This window comes from Corynebacterium sp. HMSC062E11 (assembly GCF_001811845.1).
Taxonomy (GTDB): Bacteria; Actinomycetota; Actinomycetes; order Mycobacteriales; family Mycobacteriaceae; genus Corynebacterium; species Corynebacterium hesseae.
The window spans coordinates 1-21,013 of the sequence record NZ_KV806838.1 but is presented as its reverse complement, the minus strand read 5'-3'; the positions used below and the strand labels follow the sequence as shown (position 1 = coordinate 21,013).

Here is a 21,013-nt window from a genome sequence, read left to right as displayed (position 1 = left end):
ATGAGCCCCCACACCGCTGCGCACCCTACTCTTCGCACCACCCTCAACTACGCTGCCCACGACTTAAAGCGGCTACGTCGCGACCTGCCTACGCTCTTTTTCAGCGTTGGCCTTCCAATCATCTTCTATATTCTCTTCGGCGCCATGCAAGAATACGGCCAAGTCGAGTTTAACGGCGGAAATGTTGCTGCCCTGGTGATGATCGGCATGGCGCTCTATGCCGGTGCTACAGGTGCTGTTGGCGCCGCCGGCTCCATGGTTGCAGAAAACCGTGCAGGATGGGGCCGGCAATTGGCGCTCACTCCCCTGCGCTCTTCCCAGCTAGGGATTTCCAATTTCCTCAATATCACGGTCCGCGCGATCTTACCGATCGCCGCTGTCTTCATTACCGGTGCACTCACCGCAGCAAGCATGCAACCGACCCAGTGGGCATTAGCATTTCTTGCTACCGTCGCCTGCGCTATCCCCTTCGGCTTCTACGGCATGGCCTGTGCCATGCTCTTTCCCTCAGAAAACACCGTCTCTATCACGACATCCACTATTGTCATTCTCGCCTTCGCCGGAAATGTTTTCATGCCGCTAAAAGAATCGCTACTCGTGGTCGGACGATTCACTCCGATGTACGGCGCACAGGCTCTTTCGCGTGGGCCTTTGTCTGAAGGCGCCCAAATGATCAATAGCGAGCAGCTCTTTATTGAAGACCCGCTATGGTACGCATGGGTTAATATCGCTGTATGGACAATGGTTTTCGTCGGGTTGTGCCTGATTCTTCACAAGCGCGACAAGAACCGAGCATGATGAGTAGCTTCAAGGTTCGCAATGCCGCTTTCGCAGCTATTTGGTTGATCTTTCTCCTGCTTGTCCTTCTCCAGGTCTTGTTCCTTCCCACTTATACGCCTGCTCAGCGGACCTGGGCTGTGGCCATCACTGTGCTTTTCTGTGTGGCCTATTTTCTCTCCTTTGGTTCTGTCGACTTCTTTCCGCGCGGCTGGACCTTGGATCAACGCGTCACCCTTCGGTGGGTTATCCTCGCGCTACTCGCCCTAGCATCTATTCCGGGATATGGTGCCTGGGCTGTCGCCTTCGTCCCATATCTCGGAGCGCTCGTAGCATATACACAACCGTTCAGGACTGCCGCGACGGTTATTATGCTCACCGGCATACTTGCTGGTATCCCCGCATGGATCTACGAGAATCCTCGCTTTATGGACCTCGCGATCATCCTCTTCGGCTGGCCGCTGCTCATCTTGGTCCTCGGAGCGTTGTCCCAGCGCGAGGACACTGAGACAGCTCTTCGCCATGATTTGGATCTGGCGCATCAACGCGAAGATATTGCCTCCGATATCCATGACCTTCTCGGCCACTCGCTTACTGCTATCAACCTCAAATCCGAAGTAGCCCGTCGGCTCATCGAACACGACCCCGCCAAGGCAGCTGCCGAGCTCGAGGAGATCAGCGCCCTGTCAAGGATGTCACTCGCCGAAGTCCGCTCGACTGTTACTCGTATGAAGAACCCCACCTTTGCCGGCGAGATTCACGCTGCGCGCCGAATCCTCGAAACCGCCGGAATACAAACTCACCTTCCGGATACCCTCACGCACCCACAGTCTCATGAAGATCTGTTCTCCTGGGCGTTACGGGAGCTTAGCACCAACGTCGTGCGACATTCTGGGGCTACCGAATGCTGGGTACTACTCACGGAGAACTCCCTCAAGGTTATGGACAACGGCTGTGGCTTCACAGAAGACGCTACGCGTGCACTTGCTTCCGGTCTCACGGGCCTCGCAGGTCTTCGCCGCCGGGCAGAAGCCGCCGGCGGTGAGGTCACAATCGAGCGCGCCGGCGGTTTGACCACAGTCCGCGTGACGCTCAAAGGACCTGATACGCAGGAGGTTAAGCAGTTTTGACGAACGCCATCCGGGTGCTCATTGCCGAGGACCAGTCTCTAGTTCGCGGCGCGCTGACCGCGCTCCTTAATACCGAGCCGGACATTGAAGTCGTTGCAGGCTGTGGCTCTGGGACAGAGGTCGCGGAGCTCGTCGCTAAGCACAGCGTTGACGTGGCTTTACTCGACATTGAGATGCCTGGTATGAACGGCATCGATGCTGCCGAGAGTATCGCCAGCACCGACTGCCGGAGCCTTATCGTCACCACATTTGGACGGTCCGGTTACGTCAAACGCGCTCTCGAAGCAGGTATAGATGGCTTTCTCGTCAAAGACACCCCTCCCGATGAACTCGCTGATGCCATCCGCCGTGTCCATTCGGGTTTGCGCGTTATCGATCCGCAGCTTGCTCAGGACATTCTCTTCGCCCCCGACAACCCACTGAGCGAACGAGAAATCGAGGTATGCCGCCTGTTAGTCCGTGGACTCGGCTCCGCTGATATCGCTTCGCAACTTCACCTCAGCGGCGGGACCGTGCGCAACCACGTCTCCGCCATCATGGCGAAGACGCGGGCTGGAAATCGCTTCGAGGCTGCTCGGCGGGCCGAAGCAAACGGGTGGATTTGAGGCCTCTTCGTGGTTCCGCCTTCAGCCCGCTAGCGGAGCTATCGGCGTTGGCGGCGCTCGCGCACGCGCACCGCGATGCGCACGGGCGAGCCGTGGAAACCGAAACGCTCACGGAATTTACGCTCTAGGTAGCGACGATAGCCAGCGTCCAAGAAGCCGGTTGTAAACAGCACGATGGTCGGTGGTTGCGTCGACGCCTGAGTGGCAAAGAGCACTCGCGGCAGGCGGTTATTATTCATCGGCGGTGGATTCGCGGCAATCGCGTCACGCATCCAATTGTTGAGCTGACCGGTGGACACGCGCTGATCCCAGCTTTCTAGGGCCTCGATCATGGCGGGCTCAAGCTTTTGCAGGGCGCGCCCGGTCTCAGCAGAGATATTCACACGGGTCACCCACGGCAGGTGGCGCAGGTTCTCATCAATTTCGCGCTCTAGGTAGTAGCGGCGATCCTCATCCACAAGGTCCCACTTGTTAAAGGCAATAACCAAGGCTTTTCCGGCCTCGAGAATCATGTTGAGGACGCGTTGGTCTTGCTCCGAGACTTCTTGGGAAGCGTCGATAAGCATGACGCACACCTCGGCCGCATCAATCACGCCGCGCGTGCGCAAGGAGGCGTAGTACTCGTGGCCCTGCGCGTTTTTAACCTTCTTGCGCAGACCTGCGGTATCAATGAACTTCCACAAACGTTGGTCTAGCTGCACCAGGGAATCAACTGGGTCGACCGTGGTGCCTGCAGCATTGTCTACCACGGAGCGCTCCTCCGCCGTCAGCTTGTTCAGCAAGGAGGACTTGCCCACGTTCGGCTTGCCCACCAACGCCACGCGGCGAGGACCGGAGGTAATCGAGGAATGACGCGGTTCTGCAGGGAACAAACGGAGAATCTCATCGAGGACGTCGGCACCGCCCCGACCATGCTGAGCGGATACTGGCCACGGATCGCCCAAACCAAGCGCGTAGAACTCGGCCATGTCTGCATACATGGTTTCCGAATCAAACTTGTTGGATACCAGGATGACTGGGACCTCGGAGCGCTGCAATTTCCGAGCCATAACCGCATCGGTCTCAGTGATGCCCACCTTGGTGTCCACCACGAATACGATGACGTCGGCAGTTTCCATCGCCTGCTCTGCCTGGCGGGCGATGGCGGCATGGATTCCCTTGACGTTCGGGTCCCAACCTCCGGTGTCCTGAACAAAGAAGCGCTGGCCATTCCACTCCGCTACATAAGACACGCGGTCACGGGTGACGCCCGGGTGGTCCCCTACAACAGCTTCACGGCGCCCAAGGAAGCGATTCACCAGAGAAGACTTGCCCACGTTCGGGCGGCCCACTACGGCCACCGTGCACAGGTTTTCCTCCGTATGGCCTTCACCGACACCAAAGGCGTGGGATAGGGCTTCCCATTCTTCCTCGCTCAGCGGAGCCTCATCGTCGAATTCGGTCTCATCCTCACCAAAATCGGCCTCGCTGAATTCAGACTCGTCGAATTCATAGTCAAAGTCTTCAGAGTCGAAATCCTTCGGAGCCCAGCCGCCGTGCGGATCGCGTACGACCTCTTCTTCAAGTTTTCCGGCCGGATAGTGAAATTCCGTCTCAAAGTCTTCCGGCTGCTGCGCCGGATCTACATCCGGATTCTGCGGTTCATTAGTCATGTCAGGCCTCCTGTGCAGCCGATTCTTTGACGACGGCAATGAGAGCGTCAAGGACCTCATCTCGGGTCATCTCGGACGTATCAACGAGTACCGCGTCCTCCGCCGGGCGCAGCGGCGATGTAGCGCGGGAAGAGTCGGCGGCGTCGCGCCGTTCGACGGCGGCAAGCACGGAGTCAAAATCCGAATCAATGCCGGCAGCCAGGTTTTGGTCATGACGGCGCTGTGCTCGGACCTCGGCGCTAGCCGTCATGAAAGCCTTCGCGGGGGCATCGGCAAGAACAACCGTGCCGATATCGCGCCCTTCAACTATCGCGCGGTGAGCCTGGGCGGCAAGCTTACGTTGCAGTTCAACGAGGTTTTGGCGTACTTCCGGAATGGCGGAAACTGCCGAGACATTGCGGGTGACCTCATCTTCTCGGATGACGCGGGAGACATCCTCGCCATCAAAGACGACCATGGTGGAATCTGGATCATCAGACACCTCGAGAGGCAGGTCAGCAGTCGTGGAAATCACCGCCTCAGTATCCGCTGGGTCCACACCCGCGCGCAGCACAGCAAGCGTTGCCACGCGGTACATTGCACCGGTATCGACGTACTTGGCGTCAAGCTTCTTGGCCAGTGCTCGGCACGTCGTGGACTTACCGGTTCCGGAGGGACCGTCAACAGCCAGAATGAGGCCTTGATTGGGCATATTTGAAATCATTACATCCCCACCGCCTTGTACAGGCTGGTCAGTTCGTTGGAGTTCAGTGCACGCAAGGAGCCGGGCTTCATATCACCCAACTGCACCGTGTGGAGTTTGGTGCGCACGAGACGCTGGACCGGATACCCGGCTTCTTTAAGCATGCGGCGCACGATGTGCTTCCGGCCTTCGTGCAACTCGACGCGCACCAGCGAATAGCCCTGGTTCTTGTCCACAATCTGCACATAGTCCGCCTGCGCAAGACCATCGTCCAATTCGATGCCTTCGCGCAGCTGACGAACGAGCTTCTTATCTGCTTCACCAAGGACAGTCGCGAGGTATGTTTTGGTCACCTCATACTTGGGATGCATGAGACGGTTGGCAAGTTCGCCGTCGTTAGTCAATAAGAGAAGGCCCTCGGTATCCGCATCGAGGCGTCCGACATGGAACAAGCGCTGGCCTGCTACCACGCGATCAGCCACGACATCTCCCACGCAAGGACGGCCCATGTCATCCGACATCGTGGACTGCATACCGCGCGGTTTGTTGAGCACGAAGTATTGGGTCTCCTCGTTGACGTTGATGCGTGTGCCATCGACGCGAATCACGTCCGTGTTGGGGTTAACACGAGTGCCCTGCTTGATGATGACCTGGCCGTTGACCTCAACGCGGCCCTCATCGATGAGGATCTCTGCATGGCGGCGCGAAGCAACGCCGGCCTTTGCCAAGACCTTTTGCAGGCGCTCGCCTTGGTTCTGGGAGCCCTTCTTATTTTTACCGTCTACCAGCCAGTCCGCGCCCAAGTCTCGGGCGATAGATTCTGCGGTGGCCTTCTTCTTTACATGCTGATGGCGGGCCGGCTTAGCGTTCGACACGATCATGTCGCTGTCACGCTTTTTCTTTTCCGGTGTGCCATCGCGGCGAGCGGGTGGAGTCACGGGAATGTGTCCTCTCAATAGTTCTTCAATTTGCGGCGCGCGGAAACGCGCCGATGTCCGGCCGCAATCCTACCGCAGACAGCGCCTTTATGAGTAGTCCTCGTCGATCTGCTCGATGTCTGGCAGCAGCGGAGCGAGATCCGGGAGGCGCTCGAGGGAATCAATACCGAGTAGCTCTAGGAAAAGCTCAGTAGTCTCATAGTGATGTGCGTTGCCAGCTGAGGGCTCTGGGCTCTCTATCTCCCGGATGAGCCCCCGCAACATGAGCGTACGAACTACTCCGTCGACGTTGACGCCGCGTACGCCAGCGACTTGGGCTCGGGTGACCGGTTGGCGGTATGCGATAACTGCCAAGGTCTCCAATGCCGCGCGGGAAAGCTTGGTTTGGGTGCCATCGAGAACAAACTGCTCGACGGCATCTGCGTTCTCTTTACGCGTATAAAAGCGCCAGCCCTCCGGTGTCTCACGCAGATCGATGCCGGAGCCGCGCTCGCTCAGCTCGCGCTCTAGTGCACGCAGAGTATCACTGACGACGGTGACCTCCGCATCCAGTACACGGGCCAGCTCCTCCACGCTGGCTGGGGAATCAATAACGAGGAGGATGGACTCCAGGCGTGAGCGCAACTGTGAAATAAGAGGCAAAGCTCCCTGTCGGCTCGGGGCTACGAGGTCGCTGGGGGCCAAGGATGACGTATCGTCCATGACTCGGTAGCCTACCCTAATCCCAGTTTGCCGCCGCGACGACGGCCGGGTCCACGTCGAGCCCGGTCCAGGACAATTCAAGTGGCCCCAAAGACTCTGGTTGGGAAGCATCAACCGCTTTGGCCTTGTAGAGCTCCAGCAACGCCAGGAAACGTCCGACGACCTCCATAGAGATGGTGCAGTCCCTGGTTAAGGCTTCGAAACTCATCCATTGCCCTGTGCCCAGCATCTTGAGCGTCGTGAGGATCTTTCCGGCTTGCTCCGGCACGGAGACAGCAACCTGGTGAATATGGCCTGTGGCAACCTCTTCCGGGGGTTTGGGCCGGAAGACACCAGCTGCGAGTTCGGCGAACGTGGCTGGAGTATGCCCAATCTTGACTGGCGGAAGAAGGTTGCTAAAGCGCTCCTCCATCGCCACCGCACGCGGATAACGCCGCTGGGCCGCGCGCTGCCATTGCGCGAACTGGTCGGCAACCTGCTTATAAGCCTTGTACTGCAGAAGGCGTGCAAAGAGGAGATCGCGAGTCTCCAGGAGCTCAAGATCTTCAAAGTCATCGACTTCGCCACGCGGCAATAATCGAGCGGCCTTCAAATCCAGAAGTGTTGCGGCGATAAGAAGGAACTCCGTGGTTTCATCCAAATCCGCGGTTGCCCCTAAAGCACGCGTATAGGCCACGAACTCCTCGGTAACTTCAGACAGCGCCACCTCCGTAACGTCCAGCTTCTTCGCCTGAATCAGCTGCAGCAGCAAGTCGAAAGGGCCCTCAAAATTGCCCAGGGCGATGCGAAAGCCGGTAATCTCCGGTTGGGTCATAATGAGCGACTAGCCGTTAGCTCGCTCGATGACCTCTTTAGCCAGGTCGCGGTACTGCTTGGCTGCCTGGGAGCTGGGAGCCCAGGTAGTAATGGGCTCGCCGGCTACCGACGTCTCTGGGAAACGAACAGTACGTGTAATCACCGTGTCAAAGACCTTGTCCCCGAAATACTCCACCACGCGGTCCATGACCTCCCGGGCGTGGCGGGTGCGGCGATCAAACATGGTAACCAGAATTCCCATGACCTCGAGATCGAAGTTAATGCGGTCCGCTACTTTCTCCACGGTATCGGTCAACAGCGCGAGGCCGCGCAGGGAAAAGAACTCGCACTCCATGGGGATGATAACTCCCTGCGAGCAGGCCAAAGCATTGACCGTGAGCAAGCCCAGTGAAGGCTGGCAGTCAATGATGATGAAGTCATAGTCCTTGCGTACCGGGCGAAGGGCACGAGCCAGGGTATGTTCGCGGCCAACTTCATTGACCATCTGGATCTCAGCGGCGGAGAGGTCGATGTTGGCGGGGACGAGGTCGAGCCCGGCCACACCGGTGTGCACGATAGCGGAATGCACTGAGACTTCGCTATCAAGCATGACGTCATAAATGGTGTCCTGGATCTGGTCGTGGGTCAGGCCTAGGCCGGCCGAAAGAGCACCCTGCGGGTCCAAGTCAACGAGGAGGACTTTACGCCCCAGCTCCGCCAAACACGCGCCCATGTTAATGGTGGACGTGGTTTTTCCGACGCCACCCTTCTGGTTACACATGGAAATAATCGTGGCGGGACCATGCTTTTCCAATGGCTCCGGTTCCGGAAGCTCCCGCAGTGGGCGGCCGGTTAACCCGACCTGTGCTTCCGAGGCCTCAAACAGTCCCTCGTCGCTCACAGTCACACCTGCTTCCTTGACCTGTACGGCCCCTTTGCGGTCTTTCCGCTTCGGCTTTGCAGCAACACGCGGCGCCGCATTCTTACATCCTTGTGATTATAGGGTACCCCGTGGGTGCCTGCGCCGCGATTATAGCTAAGGAAAACCGGTGAATAAAGTCCATGGCCTAGATTAGGCGTCCTCCTGTGCACCCTTCGACCGGCGTCCCTTAAGCGCGAGCCACACGATGAGCGCGATAACTCCGAGGCCCGCGATACCTGCTGCAAGTGCGCCAACTCCAAGCCCCGAGTCTCCTTGTTCCTCTCCCCCGGCCTTGTCAGCTGCATCAGAATCCAGCTGCTGCTCCGCAGGCACCTCACTCGCGCTCTCACGGGTTGGATCGGTAAGCGTCACTACCAGCTCAGCGGACTGAGTGTCCTTGTTCACGAATTGCATGATGAAAGGATTGTCCGGCTCCGCCCCCTCTGGGTAGGTCAGGGTCATGGTGCGCGAGCCTTTGTCGATCTCCCGTTTGACCCCCTCTACGAACTCGCCTTCCGCGTTGAGGTAGCGCAGCGTGACTCCGTCATCCTCAAGGTGCTTGAAGCGGTTGTACAGGTCGAGAGCCTGTTTGAGCCCAAGCTTGGCAGTGATTGTTTGGCCGTCAATCGTGGATTCCAGGTTCACATAGGAAGTATTCGAATCATCAATTCCTTCCCACCCGCGGCCTGTTCGCGGAGGAGGCACGTGGCCTTGAGCAGAGCCATCCGCAGCGGACGCCGAGCCATCGGCGGGATGCTGTCCTCCGTTCTGCTCACCACCACCTGCGCTGTCATCGGAGTTCTCGCTCCCCGCCGGTCCCCCGTTGCCCCCGGGATTGTCCGGGTTCTCGTGGTCCTGCTGCTCACCGCCGAGCTGGCCCGGATCCCCGTTCTCAGCTGCGTCGTTGAGATCATCGGCAGTAACGTCGGCGTCGGCCACGAGCACGATGGTCATGGTCACGCCTTGGTAGGTCACCGGCACACTGATTTGTCCTCCCGCGGGTGGTGCGGTCACCGTAGCGCTGCCGCCAGAAGCAGTGACGTTCCAACCATCGGAGGCCACGTTGACGTCGACAGGAACTGGCAGCGAAACGGTCGTCGTCTGACCAGCCGGCACCGGAATGGTGGCGTCTTGTGCAGAGGCGGCGGCCGTACCGAACCCTGGCAGCACCCCAGTTGCGCTCACGATGTCCGACGCGACGCCGGAAAGGGAACCTACGGAGAGCACGGAAGCTAGCGCAACCGCTCGATAGGTTTGGGACAAAGAAGTGGTTGAAGCCATAAATATCCTTTTCATTAGGTTGAAGTCGTGACGATTCTAGGCGCTCTTAAGCGCGTGGATGGGCAGTGCGCCACACTTCGCGGAGTGAATCCGCAGTGACGTGGGTATAAATCTGTGTCGTCGTCACGGAAGAATGCCCCAAGAGCTCCTGTACGGTACGCACATCAGCCCCGCCCTCGAGCAGATGGGTGGCAAATGAGTGACGCAGTGTATGCGGAGAGATTTTAGTACTTAGGTGGGCGCGCTGCGCTGCGGTCTTGATCACGGCCCAGGCGCTTTGCCGCGATAAAGACTTGCCCCGAGTATTGAGGAACAGGGCGTGAGAGGCTCCCGTAGCCAGCACAGGGCGGGCACGCACGAGGTAGTTCTCCACCGCTGTCACCGCATGTGAACCCAGCGGAACTAGCCGTTGCTTATCGCCCTTGCCGCTCAACAACACAATGTCACGAACTGAAGCACTCCCCTCACCCGTCACATCGTCCACATTTAGCGCGATGATTTCGGAGATACGTGCGCCCGTACCATACAGCATCTCCAATAGAGCGCGATCTCGGATATCAATGGGCGTTGCAGTATCTCCGCTAGGGATGGCATCGAGGAGTGCCTCCACATCCTCCACGCTGAGAGTCTCCGGCAGCGGTTGCGCCCGCTTGGGTGGGGAAACCTCCGCCGCGACGTCTTCCTCAATCATCCCCTCGGCCAGGGCAAACTTATGCAACCCTCGAGCGACAACCAAAGCGCGACTAGCAGAGGACTGCGCAAGATTCTTACGCAAGTAAACGAGGTAGTTCTCCACGTGCGAGCGGGTTACGTGGCGCAAATCCGTGATCCCAGATTCCGCAAGCCAATTAACGTAACGGTTAATGTCTCGACGGTAATTACTTACCGTATTCTTCGAGGCACCTTTTTCCACCATGAGGTGCATCAACCAAGCTTGTCCGGCGGCTGCGGCGGGGTTAGAGGGCGTCACAGCTGCTTAAGATCCGGACCCGGGCGCCGGTGCGCGATCGATTCCGGGCGCAGCTCGAAAGGAGAGTCAACTGAGCGCGGGGTGGCATCCCCACGCACGCAGACAAATGCCGCAAGGATTCCTGCCACCGCAATGGAGTTCACAATCTCCCCCACCAGGATGCGCTCGACAGCCTCCGCAAGGGGAACCCATGCAAAGCCCATGTCAGCTTCCTCGTCGCCTTCGGCGTTGAGTTTGGGCACGCTCGACAGGCCTCGCGCCAAGAACACGCGCACGGCTTCCTCGCAGAATCCCGGGGAGGTCACCAGATCAGTCAACACTGCCCATTCCTCGGCGACCAGGCCGGCCTCTTCCTGGAGCTCGCGTTGCGCGCCGCCTAGCTCGTCTTCGCCCTTCACATCGAGCAAGCCGGCCGGCAGCTCCCACAGACGCTTACCGACGCTATGCCGGTACTGCTCCACCATGGCGATACGGTTGTTCTCATCCAACGCCACAACGGCCACAGCACCAAGGTGCTCGACAACTTCTCGCTGAGCAATAACCTCCCCCGGCATGACGACATCATCGCGGCGGACGGCGATGATGGGGGCGTCGACAAGCAGCTCGGTTCCCACCGTACGAAAATGGTGTGACATCTAGAGATCCTTCGGCAGCGCCGGCGCTGCGCTGTCAGCATTCGCCGCAGAACCATACACACCGTGGCCACCATCGAGTTGTTCCTTCACGGCTAAAACACTGGCCATCTGGGACACCGGGTGATCAATGGAGTCCACGGTGCTGATCTTCGTCTTGTCGGCTCGGAGTTTATCCAAGACGCCGTCGTCACCGGCGGATTCCACGCGCCCGGCATAAACCATCGCGGTATCCACCGAATCAAAACCTTCTAGGAAGTTGACCGTCGTATCAATGGCGTACTTCGCAGCAGCACTGTCGTCTTCCTCTCCCGGGGTCATGCCTCCGCCCACGACGACCACGGCCTGAGCAGGAAGAATAGTGCCATCCTTGTAGTCGATGTAGCCGGCATCGCGCAGAGCCCGCAAAAGGGTCGCGCGATCATCAACTGATGCAAGCGGCTCGGTGGTCTCAGCATCCATCATCAACCCCGCCGCAAGTGCCTGACCAGCATGTGTGCCGGCATCAATCTTCTTTTTATCGAGCTTCGCTCCCGCCGGCAACGTGGTGGTAACGAGGGACAAAAGCTTGTCCGCGGATTCTTGGGCTACAAACTTCTCAGTCAGCTTGATGCTTCCTGCATCGGTGGAATCTGCAGAACCCAGCAAATCCTTGACGGCCTTGACGTCGGCGTCGTCGGCATCGGGCATACTCACAACCATGACCGGGCGCTGCGCCAAGGAACCATCCACCACGTATCGGCCGAGATCTCCCATAACGGAATCAGCAGAGTCTAGCTGGGCCTCCGCGATGTTGTTGTCAAGAACCAGCTTTCCGTATTTCTCGCGCACCTCACTGGTCGATTCACCCCCGGGACCCGATCCGGAATCCATGTTTGGAGCAATCACCAGCGTGCCCAACGCAATGCCAAGGGCTGCGCCGAAACCGAGGCCGGTGATAATGAGGGACTTAGGCGACATCATTACTTAAACCACTCCTGCACGCTTAACGCGAAGTTATTCCAGGTATCGATCAGGTTCTGGAGGAAGGATTCATCGCCGCCCAAGCCGACGATCAAAATAACGACGGCAAGTGCTACGAGGATGCCAAGCAGCGCCCACAGCCATCCCATAGCTCCGGAATTTGGCGCGGAATAAAGGTTGATAACAGCGTCCGCATCCACCAGGCGCGTGCCCGCCTTCATGTGGCACAGCAAAGCCGCGGGCGTAGCATTCGGCTCGTTAGCAAAGATGTCGTCGAGGTCGAGGGATCCGCCAACCTGAACAATCATCTGAGCCTCGTGGTAGTCCGCAAGCAACAGCGCGAGATCGGTAGCTGAATCCGTAGCGGCAGGGAAGGTCATCGCACCAATCCCCAAATCCTGAATGCGCTCGAGCCCGTCAGCAGTACCGTCCGGTTCGGCGGGGAGAATAACCTGGGCACCGCTGCGCAGGGTTTCCGAGCTCACCTCGGAGGGGTTACCCACGATGAAGTGAGGCTGGTACCCCAGCTCGACCAGGGTGTCCGCGGCAGCATCCACGCCGATAATGATGGGTTCATACTCGCGGATAAAGTTGCGCAGGAGCGTCAGCTTCTTGCGGTGTTCCTCAGTGGGCGAGACCACGAGAACTTTGCGCCCGGCCATGACGGACCCTGCATCGGGAACACCCAGGCCATCGATGAGCAGCGGACCTTCAGAATGAATGAACTCAATGGAGTTACCGAAATATGCCTCCATATGATCGATGAGTTCCTGCTGGGCAGAAGCAAAATTCTTCTCCGCCCGGTCGCGGGTAACCACCGTTCCCGAAGAAAGCTGGGTATCGCCCGCAAAAATGGCGCCGTCTTCGGTCAGACGCGCCTTCTTTCCATCCTTGAAATTGTCCACAAAATCTTGGCCTACGCCCTCGATGAGGGTGACATCGGCGTCGAGAAGCATGTGGGGTCCATAATTCGGGATAGAACCAGTGGAGAACTCCGCGACGTTGATCACGGCGGCCGGCTTCATATCCACGAGGGTCTGGGCCTCTTGGCGGGAGATATTGGCGGCGTTGATGACTGCGAAGTCACCAGCGCTAAACTTCTTCATGCCCTTGCCACCCGGGGTGCAATCACGCAGCGCGCCGTGTTCTCCAGGCAGATCGGTATTACGGGAAAACAGACTCATGTCTGACAGTTTCCCCTGTTAGGGGCTCAAGGTGTGGAAGGCGCGCGGAAAGTCTCGACTTCTGCTTGAGCCCTATCGAAGAGCTCTTGTGCATGCGCGCGGCCCGTCTCGGTGTCATCGAGGCCAGCGAGCATACGCGCGAGCTCCTCAACGCGCTCCTCGGCGGCCAGATCCGCAACACCCGACGTGAATTTCTCCTTCGACACGTGCAAGTGTGAGTCCGCATAGGCGGCCACTTGCGGCAGGTGGGTGACACAAATGACCTGGTTGGTGGTGGACAGCCGCGCTAGACGACGCCCAATCTCCACCGCCGCGCGGCCACCGACGCCGGCATCCACCTCGTCGAAGACCAAGGTGGTCCCGTCGCCGCTGGCCAAAACTACCTCCATGGCCAGCATGACGCGCGAGAGCTCACCGCCCGAGGCCGCAGAAGCCAGGGGCTTACCGTTGAGTTGAAATTCGACCTCATCCGCGCCGGACTTGGAGTACTTCGTTTTCTTGACGACGGCCGTCAAGATGGAGTTCGGCATGGCCAGACCATGAATTTCCTCGGTAACCTGAGCCCCGAGCTTCTTCGCGGCCTTGGTGCGAGCGGCAGTGAGCTTTTCGGCTTTGGACACCATCGTCTTTTCGGCCTCCATTACCTCCTTCTTTAAGGCCTCGAGGGCCTCGGTAGAGGTATCCAACGTAGCGAGTTTGGCCTCAGCGGCATCCCGCCAGGCCAAGACTCCATCGATATCAGCAGCATATTTGCGGGTAAGCCGCTTGAGCTCCTGTTGGCGCTGTAGGGATTCCTCGAGGAGGTTGGGATCGGCGGGTAGATCGCTCAAATACGTCGTGAGCTCGGCAGCGATATCGGTCAATTGCGCGGTGACTTCGCTAACGCGCTCCCCTAGGCGAGCGAGCTCGGTATCACTTGCCCCAGCGAGTGCTGATTCGGCGGCGCCGACAAGATTGACGGCGGTGTCCTCATCCCCAAATCCTTCGCCCCCATCCAGAGCGCTGAGAGCGGTGGCTGCGCCCTCACGCAAAGCATCAACATCTTGCAAGCGCTTAATAAGGGTCACGAGTTCGGCATCTTCGCCTGGTTGCGGATCGAGCTCGGAAATTTCCTTAATAGCGAACTGCAACCTGTCAACTTCCTGCGCCATCTCGCGCCGTGATTCCGTACGACGCTGATAGTCCTTAGCCAACGCGCGCCAGTGGCTAAACGCATCGGTATATGCGGTGCGAACCTTGTCAATCGCAGGTTCAAAGCGATCGATCGCTGCCAATTGTTGATCGGCAGATAGCAAACGCAGCTGGTCGTTCTGACCGTGCACAGTAATCAGGTGGGAGGCGAACTCCCCCAATGTCGCCGCTGGCACTGAACGCCCACCCAAGTAGGCGCGTGAGCGTCCCGCCGCCGACACCGTGCGGGAGGCAATGAACTCGCCGTTTTCATCTGGCTCACCGCCTGATTCTTCGACTACCTTCGCTACGGCAAGAGAACTGGAAGAAAAATGCCCTTCTACGGCTGCTTTCGCGGCGCCATCGCGCACACGTGATGCATCCGCGCGACCGCCGGCGAGAAGGCGTAGGCCGGTTACCACCATGGTCTTACCAGCGCCGGTTTCGCCGGTGAGCACGGTGAGTCCTGGCGATAGTTCCGCTGCGGAGCTTTCAATCACGCCGAGGTCAGAGATGCTGATATCAACGAGCACGGTGAGCTATCTTCCTTCCTGAATACGCACTAAACAACCTAGTGACGCGGCCCGCGCCAACCTTCCACGGGGAGGCGCAGCTTGGACACCAGACGATCAGTGAATGGCTGCTGATCTAGACGTACCCAGCGCACCGGCCTTTCACCACGAACGACCTCCGCGCGCGAACCTGGAGGCATCGAGACTTCCCGGAAGCCGTCAAGGATAACCACAGCCGGAGTCGTCGCCGACGCCGATTCCACCGCGACTTGCGAATCCGGAGACACCACGAGCGGTTTGGTAAACAAGGCATGCGCGTTGTTTGGCACAACCAGGATGGCATCAAGAGAAGGCCACAGAACTGGCCCGCCGGCGGAGAAGGCATAGGCCGTGGATCCAGTCGGAGTGGAGATGAGCACGCCATCGCAACCAAAAGCAGATACCGGGCGCCCATCCACCTCGAGGATGGCGTCCAGCACCCCCGAGCGGTTGAGATTCTCAATCGACGCCTCATTGAGCGCCCAGCTACGCTCACGCAGTTTCCCGTCAGCATCGAACACGGTGACGTCGATAGTAAGCCGATCTTCGACCTCATAGGATTGCTCGATAACTCGCACCAACGCGCGGTCGAGCGACTCCGCTTCCCACTCGGCCAGGAAGCCGACGTGGCCCAGGTTTATTCCAAGCACGGGAACATCGACGGCGCGCGCCATATCTGCCGCGCGCAAAAATGTGCCATCGCCACCAAGAACCAGCACCAATTCACAACCTTCGGCAGCAGCTGGCGTATGCCGAACATGCTGCAGGCCCGGAAGGACGGTATCCGCTGCGCACACGCGCACCTTGATGCCTGCCTCCTGGAGCAGCTCCGCCGCGCGATGCGTAGCGGCAAGATTATCCGCGCGGCTCGCGTGCGGAACAAGAAGAATTTCGCGGCGGTTGGTGCCCTCCGCGGCGACACTACTGCTCACTGGGGTCCTTCCTTGATAGCCGTCTCGATCATTGCATCAAGCCTATCTTCCGGGGTGGACAATCCATCCTTGACCAACCAAAGGAAGTACTCAACATTGCCGCTTGGTCCAGGTAACGGCGATGCTGCCACGCCTTTCACGCTGAGCCCGAGCCCCTGAGCGAAGATAGCGACATCCTTGGTTACTTCCGCCCGTAGCTCAGGAGAGCGCACCACACCACCGGACCCTATCCGGTCTTTGCCCACCTCAAACTGTGGTTTGACCATGGGCAATAGCCACGCGCCATCAGCCATGCACGATGCAATCGCTGGCAGTACAAGCTTCAGGGAAATAAACGATAGGTCACCAACCATGGCGTCGCAGGGACCATTCGTGTGCTCAAGTGTCAGGTGGCGAATGTTAGTGCGGTCGAGCACCGTAACCCGTTCGTCATTCTGCAAACGCCACAACAACTGCCCGTAGCCCACATCGACAGATAGCACCTCCGCGGCACCGCGGCGCAGGCACACATCGGTAAAGCCGCCAGTCGACGCCCCCGCGTCCAACACACGCTTTCCCCTAAGATCGACGTCGAAAGCCTCGAGAGCGCCAAGGAGCTTGTGCGCGCCACGCGAAGCCCAATCATCCCCCTCGCTGGCCTCAACCTTGATAGATACCTCGGGCTCAACCACCGTCGCGGGCTTCATCGCCTTGAAGCCCCCGACGGTCACGCGGCCGGCCTTGATCATCTCAACGGCTTGTTCCCGTGAGCGCGCAATCTTTCGGCGCACTAGCTCCGCGTCGAGACGGCGGCGTTGCGGTGGCATGAAAAGCTCCTCTTCCCTTAGAATCCTCGACGGTCAGCGCTAATTGTCTTGGAGCGCATCCCGCAGCACAGTATGAGCGCGATCCAGCTGAACAAGTTCTTGTTCAAGGCTCTCAGCTGGTTCATTGAGAATCTCCGCGAGCGACGCATCCAGCTTCTCGGGAGCCAAAACCGCGCGCGGGTCATGAGGCTTTACCGCCATGTAGACACAACCCTCTCCGCGGCTTCACTCCGTGGCTGAATGTAGCGAGGCGGCTCAGCACCGGCCCAGGCAACTTCGAGGACAGTGCGCAGCGCCTCGATCGACGTCGATTTCTCGTTCCCGCCTTGAAGAACAATGTCGTAGCCGTCAAACCGTGCCCGGAAGCCTCCCTGGGAACCTGGGCGCGCCTGTGCGGCCGATAAGGAGAGCTCGTGGAATCCTGCACCAATGAAATCAGGGCGTTCCTCCGCAGTAGCTTCAATCAGAGCAAGCTCCCGGGACACTCCTGTAAGGACGTGGAAGGTATCCATTGCAGCGTTGTTGCCGCCAACAATGTCCGTGTCAAGGCGGTCCCCTACAGCTAGAGGCTTCGTCGAGCCCACGAGCTTAGCTGCTTGAGTGAACATAGCGGGTTCCGGCTTACCTGCCGAAATAGGTTCTACGCCGGTAGTTGAAACGATAGCTGCGACTAGCGAGCCGTTGCCCACAGCCATTCCGCGCTCCGTCGGAAGAGACGTATCCAGGTTGGAGGCAAAGAACTTTGCGCCGTGATTAATTGCCAACGCGCCTTCGGAGAGCTGCTCCCAGCCCACCGACTTGTCCATACCTTGCAGGACCGCGGCGGGCTTATCGTCGGCACTGTGTACAACATCGAAACCCGCCTCACGCGCCAGTGAACGGAATGAGTCCGCGCCGATGACGAGGACTTTCGCGCCTGCCGGAAGCTCCTCACGAGCGATCTTGACTACGGCTTGCGCAGAGGTAACAACGTGTTGCGCATCCGTCTCCAAGCCGATCTCGCCGAGCATACCGGCTACGGTTTGGGGGCTTCGGGATGCATTGTTCGTGACATAAACTGCAGGAATACCGCAGGAATTCACCACGTCGACGACACACTGGAGAGCCTGTCCGCCCTCCCATACTGTTCCGTCGAGATCGAGGAGCAATGAATCATGGGTTTTGAGAATACTCATTATTTGCACTCGGCCAGACGCTCTGCAGCGTCGGTCCAGTCTCCTTCATCGATGTCAATCGCGTGCTGGAACCACTCCCGGGCCTCTTCCTTGCGGCCAGCCTCCAACAAAGCATTGGCATAGGCGTAGGAAAGGCGGCATGCCGAGAATCCCGTGGAATCCTTAGAAGGCTTTGCGCGTTGGATGGTAACTACGGCGGAATCTGCCTGCCCCATGTCCAATCGCGCCCCTGCAGCAACGATAGCCAACTCGATCGCGTCCTCCGCCGCGAGTTCCTTGGCCTCCTCGCCGCGCCACAAATCAACAGCCTTTTCTGGGCGCCCGAGGCCTCGCTCGCAATCAGCCATGACGGCGAGCAGCCCAGGGCCACCGGAAATGCGGCGCGCTGCACGCAGCTCCGCAAGGGCTTCCTTCCACTCTCCAGCCCTATATGCAGCGATTCCGTTCATTTCACGGACGACTGATACACGTCCGGCACGGTCTTTGGCAGCACGTGCATGGCGTAGCGATAGTTGGGGGTCGTCCTCAAGCCACGTTGCCGCCATGATGAGGTGTTTAGCAACGGCTTCGGAGTTTTCCTTGGAGAGCGACGAAAGATCCTGAAGTACCGAAGGATCAAGATCCGTAATGTCGATATCAGATGGCAGGTCTGGATCTGTCATACGACGATTGATGCGCTCCTCACGGTAGCCTGAACGCTGTGGGTGCGAGACCTTGTTTTTGCCGCTGCCATGGCCATTGCGGTCGTTGCGGCGAGGTTTAGCGCCTGCGCGGCCACCTCGGCGGTCGTCTCGGCGATCACCGCGACGCTCTTCTCGACGCCCCGCTGCGCCGCCGTGCTTCTCAAACTTGCGGCCCCCAGAGCCGTAGTGCCCACGGTTGCCTTCTGCGGAACCTTCGCGGCCACGGCCGTGGTTACGGGAGTTGGATTCAGACATTAAAGCCATGCACTTTCTGCGGTAGACGTGTCCGTATGTACCGAACCAGTCTACAGGTCACGGCCCCAGAAACGGCAATACGAACCATCTGCTAGTGAAGTCCCCCACAACCTACGGCCCCAGTTTGGCGACTACACACTATTCGGCGGCCAGGCAACCTCATCCAAACGCCACTCATCACGCACGCACTCTAATCCCGCAGCCACCTGCGAAGAGCTAAGTCCATGCTCTACGCTTCCGTGCTCCAATGGCATACCACGGACGACTGCCCAAAAGGTCCAACCGTTGTTGCGCATGGCGTTAAGACGAATCCTTTCGGCATCCCGGGCCAGGGCTACGCCCTGCATACCCATCCGGTTTGGGCTAACTCCTTCGACGCACACTTCAATGCAACGGGAATCGCCATTTGGAGCGAGAACAAGACCCTTCGTCGCATACAGGTAGTGCTTCTTTCCTGTTCGGGGGTGCCCTTCACTACAGAAGAAACTGCCCAAGAACACAGGGTAGAAGTCAATCCAACCATTGTTCCAGGCGAGGCGAATTAGACACGTGAACGGGCCTGACCCCCGGAAAGTAGACACGTCGGGGGTTAGCTATGCTGCTTGGGTTGGTGTAGCTGATGTGAGTGCTTCGAAGTCATTGGCGGTTAGAAGGCCGCACCAGGAGTGCCGTCTGTGCCACTTTCCGATCATTTAGTACGTCGTTAATTCATCCAGTTGAGCCGGGCTCGCAAAGCCTGTTTATCCGTAGCTGTGAACCCACTCCTCGAATGTCTTGAAGGGGCCTTCAACGTAGTCCTTTTCTTGAAAATCGTACATTCCACATATAACCGACCCATTGGGCTTCTGTTCGAAGACGCCCCAGACAAAACCGTCATCATAGGCTACTGGGAAGAAGCGTTTTGAATCGACAAGATCGACTGACCGGAAATCTTCTAGAAACCCTTCGAAGGCGTTTTCATAGACTCCGTATGGGGCAGGTGTGAAGAAAACTAACGATGGCGGAGAAAAGGCCGTGTAATGCTTCCAGAATTGGAAGTATTGTTCGGGAATCCAAGATGGAGCCACCGACTTCAGCTGAGACAGTTCACTTTTACTTAGTCCGTGGCCGTACAAGTATGAGAGTAGCTTATCTGAGAGTTTTTTCTGACCGGTCATAGGTAGTCCAATGCCTTTTCTTTCCAGTATGTGTGTCTCCACTCCCTAAAGGATGCGCGGGCGTCAAGGGTTACATCTGTTGGAAACCCGCTCCCATTCATTCTGTGGAATAAAGGGAGAACTTTAGCGTTTTCTGTGTGCATCTGTTTTGTAATTTCTACTACAGCTGTTCGATCATCTTGGCCGATATGGTGCAAATTCACCGGGTTTCGATCTATCCCCATAGGGGCGCGCCATGCCTCATTAAATCGACATTGTTGCCAATTCCACCACCAACTTCCCGGGGAAGGCACACCTCTTTGTGCGGATTGAATACCTGTCTACCAGTCTGTTGATACACAACACCCACTGACGCGCGACAACACATAAGTGACAACACAACAACGCGCCAAGAAAGAACGCAAGCAGCCACGAGATATCAAAGCCATTTAGCAGAAGAGCGAAGAGGAAAATGCAGGCCGAGGCCACGACCATAATGACTAAGAACAGCAAACCGCCGAGCCCATCACGTACCTGCGGTATTAGCCCCTTCGACAAAAATGTCTCGAGAAACCTGGAAGAGGAAGGAGCGCCATTCTGTGTGCTGAAGCGCACGGACTTCAGGTCCTTGAGGAAGGCCGCGTTGTAGGAATGAGAGAACGTAGCTGACGTTTGGCTGAACCGCATCGCGTACTCCTTACTTTCCCGCCAAGGCACTGATATGAAGGATTCTAATAAGCCGATGCGCTCAAGGCGCGGTGCAAGAAGCATCTTCTCTGCTGCATGAGCCTTTGGTCGAACGTCTCACTCCTCCATCTGAATGGATATATGCTCCGGAATCTTGAAGCTGGGCTGGTGTGTTTATGTGTGGGCATTAGTGCAGACCTGGAAGTGCATTCTCGCAGGTCGCCGATCCTGGCCCCTTGGTGCTTGACGACGCCTACTTGCAGGTCTGTATTTTCAGGTCTGTACTTGTAGGCTGTATGCGAAAACCACGAAGGAGCCCGTCACCGTTGAGTTGTTGCTCAAGGGTGACGGGCTTGTTTGTATTGAGTTGTTGTTTGTTGTTTGG

Annotated in this window: 23 protein-coding genes; 4 read left to right on the top strand and 19 right to left on the bottom strand. The window is 58.2% G+C overall.

All coding sequences use genetic code 11. The features are described from left to right. The 3 genes from HMPREF2822_RS11665 to HMPREF2822_RS11655 are packed head-to-tail and all read left to right on the top strand — an operon-like array spanning position 1 to position 2,512. Positions 1 to 798, top strand: a complete 798-nt coding sequence (locus HMPREF2822_RS11665) for an ABC transporter permease (RefSeq protein ID WP_070524814.1) — start codon at positions 1 to 3, stop codon at positions 796 to 798. After that, positions 795 to 1,907, top strand: coding sequence for a sensor histidine kinase (locus HMPREF2822_RS11660; protein ID WP_070524812.1), 1,113 nt, complete (start codon positions 795 to 797; stop codon positions 1,905 to 1,907). The genes HMPREF2822_RS11665 and HMPREF2822_RS11660 overlap by 4 nt, the downstream gene beginning before the upstream one ends. Beyond that, positions 1,904 to 2,512, top strand: coding sequence for a response regulator transcription factor (locus HMPREF2822_RS11655; protein WP_070524809.1), 609 nt, complete (start codon positions 1,904 to 1,906; stop codon positions 2,510 to 2,512). Before HMPREF2822_RS11660 ends, HMPREF2822_RS11655 begins: the two co-directional genes overlap by 4 nt. A 38-nt stretch (positions 2,513 to 2,550) precedes the next feature. On the opposite strand, the gene der is transcribed toward HMPREF2822_RS11655, so the two are convergent. From der to HMPREF2822_RS11575, 16 genes are all read right to left on the bottom strand, one after another. Further along, positions 2,551 to 4,164 carry a ribosome biogenesis GTPase Der gene (der, locus tag HMPREF2822_RS11650; RefSeq protein WP_070524807.1) on the bottom strand — a complete coding sequence of 538 codons (1,614 nt, stop codon included), beginning with the start codon at positions 4,162 to 4,164 and terminating at the stop codon, positions 2,551 to 2,553. Between the two features lies 1 nt (position 4,165). Continuing rightward, the gene (gene cmk / locus HMPREF2822_RS11645; RefSeq protein ID WP_070524805.1) at positions 4,166 to 4,867 is read right to left on the bottom strand and encodes a (d)CMP kinase; all 702 of its coding nucleotides are present in this window, start codon (positions 4,865 to 4,867) and stop codon (positions 4,166 to 4,168) included. After that, entirely contained in the window at positions 4,867 to 5,784 is a 918-nt protein-coding gene (locus tag HMPREF2822_RS11640; RefSeq protein WP_070524802.1) for a pseudouridine synthase, read from the bottom strand. The genes cmk and HMPREF2822_RS11640 overlap by 1 nt, the downstream gene beginning before the upstream one ends. Before the next feature lie 87 nt (positions 5,785 to 5,871). Then, positions 5,872 to 6,486, bottom strand: coding sequence for an SMC-Scp complex subunit ScpB (gene scpB, locus HMPREF2822_RS11635; protein ID WP_070524800.1), 615 nt, complete (start codon positions 6,484 to 6,486; stop codon positions 5,872 to 5,874). A gap of 16 nt (positions 6,487 to 6,502) precedes the next feature. Beyond that, on the bottom strand, positions 6,503 to 7,300 hold the full coding sequence (locus HMPREF2822_RS11630) for a segregation and condensation protein A (RefSeq protein WP_070524797.1): 798 nt from the start codon (positions 7,298 to 7,300) through the stop codon (positions 6,503 to 6,505). A 9-nt stretch (positions 7,301 to 7,309) separates the two neighbouring features. Then, on the bottom strand, positions 7,310 to 8,188 hold the full coding sequence (locus HMPREF2822_RS11625) for a ParA family protein (protein WP_180952111.1): 879 nt from the start codon (positions 8,186 to 8,188) through the stop codon (positions 7,310 to 7,312). A gap of 165 nt (positions 8,189 to 8,353) precedes the next feature. Then, positions 8,354 to 9,484, bottom strand: coding sequence for a hypothetical protein (locus tag HMPREF2822_RS11620; RefSeq protein ID WP_070524795.1), 1,131 nt, complete (start codon positions 9,482 to 9,484; stop codon positions 8,354 to 8,356). A 46-nt stretch (positions 9,485 to 9,530) separates the two neighbouring features. After that, on the bottom strand, positions 9,531 to 10,409 hold the full coding sequence (gene xerD, locus HMPREF2822_RS11615) for a site-specific tyrosine recombinase XerD (protein WP_070524847.1): 879 nt from the start codon (positions 10,407 to 10,409) through the stop codon (positions 9,531 to 9,533). A 41-nt stretch (positions 10,410 to 10,450) separates the two neighbouring features. Further along, on the bottom strand, positions 10,451 to 11,089 hold the full coding sequence (locus HMPREF2822_RS11610; protein WP_070524793.1) for an NUDIX domain-containing protein: 639 nt from the start codon (positions 11,087 to 11,089) through the stop codon (positions 10,451 to 10,453). After that, positions 11,090 to 12,049 (bottom strand): copper transporter, encoded by a 960-nt coding sequence (locus tag HMPREF2822_RS11605; protein ID WP_070524790.1) that lies wholly within the window; start codon positions 12,047 to 12,049, stop codon positions 11,090 to 11,092. It lies immediately after the preceding gene. Next, a complete protein-coding gene (steA, locus tag HMPREF2822_RS11600) occupies positions 12,049 to 13,233 on the bottom strand; it encodes a putative cytokinetic ring protein SteA (RefSeq protein WP_070524788.1) in 1,185 nt (394 codons plus the stop codon). The genes HMPREF2822_RS11605 and steA overlap by 1 nt, the downstream gene beginning before the upstream one ends. 26 nt (positions 13,234 to 13,259) lie before the next feature. Beyond that, positions 13,260 to 14,936, bottom strand: coding sequence for a DNA repair protein RecN (gene recN, locus HMPREF2822_RS11595; protein ID WP_070524786.1), 1,677 nt, complete (start codon positions 14,934 to 14,936; stop codon positions 13,260 to 13,262). A 38-nt stretch (positions 14,937 to 14,974) separates the two neighbouring features. Next, entirely contained in the window at positions 14,975 to 15,886 is a 912-nt protein-coding gene (locus tag HMPREF2822_RS11590) for an NAD kinase (RefSeq protein ID WP_070524783.1), read from the bottom strand. Next, positions 15,883 to 16,692, bottom strand: coding sequence for a TlyA family RNA methyltransferase (locus HMPREF2822_RS11585; RefSeq protein WP_070524781.1), 810 nt, complete (start codon positions 16,690 to 16,692; stop codon positions 15,883 to 15,885). Before HMPREF2822_RS11585 ends, HMPREF2822_RS11590 begins: the two co-directional genes overlap by 4 nt. Positions 16,693 to 16,883: 191 nt before the next feature. Beyond that, positions 16,884 to 17,867 carry an HAD-IIA family hydrolase gene (locus HMPREF2822_RS11580; RefSeq protein ID WP_070524845.1) on the bottom strand — a complete coding sequence of 328 codons (984 nt, stop codon included), beginning with the start codon at positions 17,865 to 17,867 and terminating at the stop codon, positions 16,884 to 16,886. Then, positions 17,867 to 18,805: a tetratricopeptide repeat protein gene (locus HMPREF2822_RS11575; protein WP_070524779.1), complete on the bottom strand. Its 939-nt coding sequence runs from the start codon at positions 18,803 to 18,805 to the stop codon at positions 17,867 to 17,869. The genes HMPREF2822_RS11580 and HMPREF2822_RS11575 overlap by 1 nt, the downstream gene beginning before the upstream one ends. 224 nt (positions 18,806 to 19,029) lie before the next feature. Between HMPREF2822_RS11575 and HMPREF2822_RS13385 the strand changes: the two genes are divergently transcribed. Continuing rightward, entirely contained in the window at positions 19,030 to 19,350 is a 321-nt protein-coding gene (locus HMPREF2822_RS13385) for a hypothetical protein (RefSeq protein WP_141746426.1), read from the top strand. A gap of 195 nt (positions 19,351 to 19,545) precedes the next feature. Here the strand turns inward: HMPREF2822_RS13385 and HMPREF2822_RS11565 are convergent, their stop codons facing one another. The 3 genes from HMPREF2822_RS11565 to HMPREF2822_RS11560 are packed head-to-tail and all read right to left on the bottom strand — an operon-like array spanning position 19,546 to position 20,712. Then, on the bottom strand, positions 19,546 to 19,962 hold the full coding sequence (locus HMPREF2822_RS11565) for a hypothetical protein (RefSeq protein WP_070524775.1): 417 nt from the start codon (positions 19,960 to 19,962) through the stop codon (positions 19,546 to 19,548). Then, the gene (locus tag HMPREF2822_RS13890; protein WP_083304457.1) at positions 19,959 to 20,186 is read right to left on the bottom strand and encodes an HNH/ENDO VII family nuclease; all 228 of its coding nucleotides are present in this window, start codon (positions 20,184 to 20,186) and stop codon (positions 19,959 to 19,961) included. The genes HMPREF2822_RS11565 and HMPREF2822_RS13890 overlap by 4 nt, the downstream gene beginning before the upstream one ends. A gap of 19 nt (positions 20,187 to 20,205) precedes the next feature. After that, the gene (locus HMPREF2822_RS11560; protein ID WP_141746427.1) at positions 20,206 to 20,712 is read right to left on the bottom strand and encodes a hypothetical protein; all 507 of its coding nucleotides are present in this window, start codon (positions 20,710 to 20,712) and stop codon (positions 20,206 to 20,208) included. Positions 20,713 to 21,013 lie beyond the last annotated feature (301 nt).

Bases quoted from the DNA above. Each gene is read 5' to 3' on its own strand.
- HMPREF2822_RS13890 (WP_083304457.1), bottom strand. From the start codon at position 20,186: ATGGGGATAGATCGAAACCCGGTGAATTTGCACCATATCGGCCAAGAT.
- der (WP_070524807.1), bottom strand. From the start codon at position 4,164: ATGACTAATGAACCGCAGAATCCGGATGTAGATCCGGCGCAGCAGCCG.
- HMPREF2822_RS11660 (WP_070524812.1), top strand. From the start codon at position 795: ATGATGAGTAGCTTCAAGGTTCGCAATGCCGCTTTCGCAGCTATTTGG.
- HMPREF2822_RS11620 (WP_070524795.1), bottom strand. From the start codon at position 9,484: ATGGCTTCAACCACTTCTTTGTCCCAAACCTATCGAGCGGTTGCGCTA.
- HMPREF2822_RS11585 (WP_070524781.1), bottom strand. From the start codon at position 16,692: ATGCCACCGCAACGCCGCCGTCTCGACGCGGAGCTAGTGCGCCGAAAG.
- cmk (WP_070524805.1), bottom strand. From the start codon at position 4,867: ATGATTTCAAATATGCCCAATCAAGGCCTCATTCTGGCTGTTGACGGT.
- steA (WP_070524788.1), bottom strand. From the start codon at position 13,233: ATGAGTCTGTTTTCCCGTAATACCGATCTGCCTGGAGAACACGGCGCG.
- HMPREF2822_RS11560 (WP_141746427.1), bottom strand. From the start codon at position 20,712: ATGCTTCTTGCACCGCGCCTTGAGCGCATCGGCTTATTAGAATCCTTC.
- HMPREF2822_RS11605 (WP_070524790.1), bottom strand. From the start codon at position 12,049: ATGATGTCGCCTAAGTCCCTCATTATCACCGGCCTCGGTTTCGGCGCA.
- HMPREF2822_RS11565 (WP_070524775.1), bottom strand. From the start codon at position 19,962: ATGACCGGTCAGAAAAAACTCTCAGATAAGCTACTCTCATACTTGTAC.
- HMPREF2822_RS11630 (WP_070524797.1), bottom strand. From the start codon at position 7,300: ATGACCCAACCGGAGATTACCGGCTTTCGCATCGCCCTGGGCAATTTT.
- xerD (WP_070524847.1), bottom strand. From the start codon at position 10,409: ATGCACCTCATGGTGGAAAAAGGTGCCTCGAAGAATACGGTAAGTAAT.
- HMPREF2822_RS11575 (WP_070524779.1), bottom strand. From the start codon at position 18,805: ATGTCTGAATCCAACTCCCGTAACCACGGCCGTGGCCGCGAAGGTTCC.
- scpB (WP_070524800.1), bottom strand. From the start codon at position 6,486: ATGGACGATACGTCATCCTTGGCCCCCAGCGACCTCGTAGCCCCGAGC.
- HMPREF2822_RS11580 (WP_070524845.1), bottom strand. From the start codon at position 17,867: ATGAGTATTCTCAAAACCCATGATTCATTGCTCCTCGATCTCGACGGA.
- HMPREF2822_RS13385 (WP_141746426.1), top strand. From the start codon at position 19,030: ATGCTCTACGCTTCCGTGCTCCAATGGCATACCACGGACGACTGCCCA.
- HMPREF2822_RS11665 (WP_070524814.1), top strand. From the start codon at position 1: ATGAGCCCCCACACCGCTGCGCACCCTACTCTTCGCACCACCCTCAAC.
- HMPREF2822_RS11610 (WP_070524793.1), bottom strand. From the start codon at position 11,089: ATGTCACACCATTTTCGTACGGTGGGAACCGAGCTGCTTGTCGACGCC.